The following is a 3,370-nucleotide window of genomic DNA, read 5'->3' as shown; positions in this document are numbered from 1 at the left end:
CCGAAGCAAAGGCGTTGGATCGATATGATGGCATCGAAAGAATGCGATGGTGTGGGTTTGGCGGGTCCTGCAGTTGGTGCGCGTTGGAAGCACTTGAGGGGAGATTCATGGCCATATGGCTGAAGCGCGGCGCTGCTGCGGAGAGCAAGGCGGAGGCGGATCGCAAGGTTCGTGACGTTGTCGAGGCGGCGCTGGCGGACATCGAGAAGCGTGGTGATGCTGCGGTTCGCGAGATGAGCGTGAAGTTCGATGGCTGGGACCGTGACGACTATCGCCTGAGCCAGGCGGAGATCGATGCGGCGGTGGACAGCCTGTCGCCGCAGGAGCGCAAGGACATCGAGTTTGCGCAGGCCCAGGTGCGCAATTTCGCGCAGATCCAGCGCGAGAGCATGAAGGACGTCGAGGTCGAGACGATGCCTGGCGTCGTGCTTGGCCACAGAAACGTCCCGATCCAGGCGGCCGGCTGCTATGTGCCGGTGGCAAGTATCCGCTGCTGGCCTCGGCGCACATGTCGGTGATCACGGCCAAGGTGGCCGGCGTCCCGCGCGTCGTGACCTGCGCCCCGCCCTTCCAGGGCAAGCCCGCGCGCGCCATCGTTGCAGCGCAGGCCCTGGCCGGGGCGGACACCATCTATGCGCTGGGCGGCATCCAGGCGATCGGGGCCATGGCCATCGGCACCGAGACGATCGATCCGGTCGACATCCTCGTCGGGCCCGGCAACGCTTTCGTCGCCGAAGCCAAGCGCCAGCTGTTCGGCCGCGTCGGCATCGACCTCTTCGCCGGCCCGACCGAGACCCTGATCATTGCCGACGAGATCGGCTGCGATCCGGAGATGGCCGCGACCGACATTCTCGGCCAGATCGAGCACGGGCCGGACAGCCCCGGCGTGCTGCTGACCAATTCGGAGAGCTTCGCGCGGGCCACGATGGCCGAGATCGACCGTCTGCTCGAGATCCTGCCGACCGCCGATCACGCGCGCAAGGCGTGGGAAGCGTTCGGTGAAGTCATCGTCGCCGACAGTTACGAGATGATGGTGCGCATTGCCGACGACATCGCCAGCGAGCACGTCCAGGTGATGACCGCCGACCCTGACTACTTCCTGCAGAACATGACCAACTACGGCGCCCTGTTCCTGGGCAATCGCACCAACGTCTCGTTCGGCGACAAGGTCATCGGCACCAACCACACCCTGCCCACGAAGAAGGCGGCGCGCTATACCGGTGGCCTGTGGGTGGGCAAGTTCCTCAAGACCTGCACCTACCAGAAGGTCCTGACCGACGAGGCTTCGGCGCTGGTGGGCGAATACTGCAGCCGCCTCTGCGCGCTGGAAGGCTTTGCCGGCCACGGCGAGCAGGCCAACATCCGCGTGCGCCGCTTCGGCGGGCGCGTTGTGCCTTACGCCGGGCAGGCCGCGCCGAGTGAACTGACCAAAGCATGAGGGGCGTGGCATGACTCCCCTGCCCCGCACCCCCTCGCTGCGTCTTGATGGCAAGCGGGCGGTCGTGACAGGCGCAGGGCGAGGCATCGGTCTGGCCGCCGCCGCTGCCCTTGCCCAGGCGGGCGCGGCGGTCACTCTCGTCGCCCGCTCGTCCGGCGAGATCGCGCAAGCGGCAGCCGCGATCGGCAATGGCGCGCAAGGCGCCACGCTCGACGTCGCCGACCTCGACGCCGTGGCTGCGTTCTTTGCCGAGCGCGAGCCGTTTCACGTGCTGGTCAACAATGCCGGGAGCAACCGCCCCAAGCCGATGTGGGAGGTGAGCGAAGCGGACTACGATGCCGTCCTGGGCCTCAACCTGCGCGCCGCCTTCTTCGTCGCGCAGGCCTGTGCCCGCCGGATGATCGAGACCGGCACGCCAGGCTCCCTCATCCACATGGGCTCGCAGATGGGCCATGTCGGCGGACCCAACCGCTCGCTCTATTGCGCAAGCAAATGGGCGATCGAAGGCATGAACAAGTCCTTTGCGCTCGACCTGGCGCAGCATGGCATCCGATCGAACACGATCGCGCCGACCTTCATCGAAACCCCGCTGACCGAGCCGATGTTCGCCGACCCGGCCTTCCGGGCCAGCGTGCTGGCCAGGATCAAGCTGGGACGGATCGGCAAGGTCGAGGACCTGATGGGCGCCGTGCTGTTCCTTGCAACCGACGCCTCCGCGCTGATGACCGGAACCAGCCTCGTCGTCGATGGCGGCTGGACCGCAGAATAGGATTGCACGATGTTCGAACCCTTTCCCGGTAACTATGTCTGGAACCTGGGCATCAACCTTGCCCTGATCGCAGGCGGCAACCACGGCGAACTGGACGAGGTCTGCCGGCCCGTCCGGGAGGCGGCAAAGGCCGGCGCCGATGCCGGGTCCGCACAACTGTTCGACAGCTGGATTGCCGTGGCCGATCAGGTGACCCGCAATGCCGAACGCGACGAGGCCGATGGCTATCTCCTCTCGGCCGGCGCCAAGTACCTGCGCGCTTCGGGATACTACCTCGGGGCCGAGCGCCTGCAGAGCCGCGACTACGCGCCGCGCTGGGCGGCCTATAACAAGGGCCTCGAACTCTACCACAAGGGCAGCGCGCTCAGCGGCCTCCATGTCGAGAAGGTGGAGATCCCCTACGAGGGAGCGAGCTATCCGGCGATCTTCGTCCACGATGGCAGCGGCACGCCGCGGCCCACGCTGGTCTCGGTCAATGGCCTCGATTCCATGAAGGAGCAGGTGTGCATGGCAGGCCATGGCGCGGTGAACCTGGCCCGCGGCATGAACACGCTCTTCCTCGACCAGCCCGGCACCGGCGAAGCGATCCGCAAGCGCAATCTCCCCGCCGTCCACGACGCCGAACGCTGGGGCAGCCCGGCCTTCGACTATCTCCTGACGCGCAGCGATGTGATTCACTCGAAGATCGGCATCTTCGGCCTGTCCTTCGGTGGCTACCACGCCCCGCGCATCGCCGCGAACGATCCCCGTTACGCACTGTGTGCCGTCATGGGCGCAAACCACGTCTGGGGCCAGCGCCAGCGCGAACGCGTCGCCAACGAGGGCGAGAACCCCGTCCCACACTACTGGGACCACGTCATGTGGGTCTTCGGCATCGACGATCGCGAGGCCTTCCTCGCCTATGCCGACCAGATCACCCTCGACGGACAGGTGGACAAGATCCGCGTGCCATTCCTCGTCACCCACGGCGAAAACGACCGCCAGATCCCCGTCTACAACGCCCACATGAGCTACGATCAGGCCACCAACAGCCCAAAACGCTCCCTGCGCATCTTCACAAAAGCCGACTTCGAAGTCGAACACTGCGGCGCCGACAACGGCACCGCCATGCGCGACTACATCGCAGACTGGTGCGCCCAAACATTCAACGAAATGGTGTAGAC

At 66.0% G+C, this 3,370-nt stretch carries 2 protein-coding genes and 1 pseudogene; all 3 read left to right on the top strand.

Annotated elements, in window-relative coordinates; genetic code table 11:
• The first annotated feature begins 41 nt into the window (after positions 1-41).
• A pseudogene (gene hisD, locus AX703_RS16240) lies at positions 42-1,438 on the top strand (histidinol dehydrogenase).
• 10 nt (positions 1,439-1,448) lie between these two features.
• Positions 1,449-2,207 (top strand): SDR family NAD(P)-dependent oxidoreductase, encoded by a 759-nt coding sequence (locus tag AX703_RS16235; RefSeq protein WP_062345526.1) that lies wholly within the window; start codon positions 1,449-1,451, stop codon positions 2,205-2,207.
• A gap of 9 nt (positions 2,208-2,216) precedes the next feature.
• The gene (locus AX703_RS16230) at positions 2,217-3,368 is read left to right on the top strand and encodes a S9 family peptidase (protein ID WP_062345524.1); all 1,152 of its coding nucleotides are present in this window, start codon (positions 2,217-2,219) and stop codon (positions 3,366-3,368) included.
• Positions 3,369-3,370: the final 2 nt, after the last annotated feature.

It is taken from the genome of Novosphingobium sp. CCH12-A3 (assembly GCF_001556015.1).
Taxonomy (GTDB): Bacteria; Pseudomonadota; Alphaproteobacteria; order Sphingomonadales; family Sphingomonadaceae; genus Novosphingobium; species Novosphingobium subterraneum.
This window is presented reverse-complemented; position numbering and strand designations above follow the sequence as displayed.

Coding starts and splice junctions, on each gene's coding strand:
- AX703_RS16235 (WP_062345526.1), top strand. CDS start 1,449: ATGACTCCCCTGCCCCGCACCCCCTCGCTGCGTCTTGATGGCAAGCGG.
- AX703_RS16230 (WP_062345524.1), top strand. CDS start 2,217: ATGTTCGAACCCTTTCCCGGTAACTATGTCTGGAACCTGGGCATCAAC.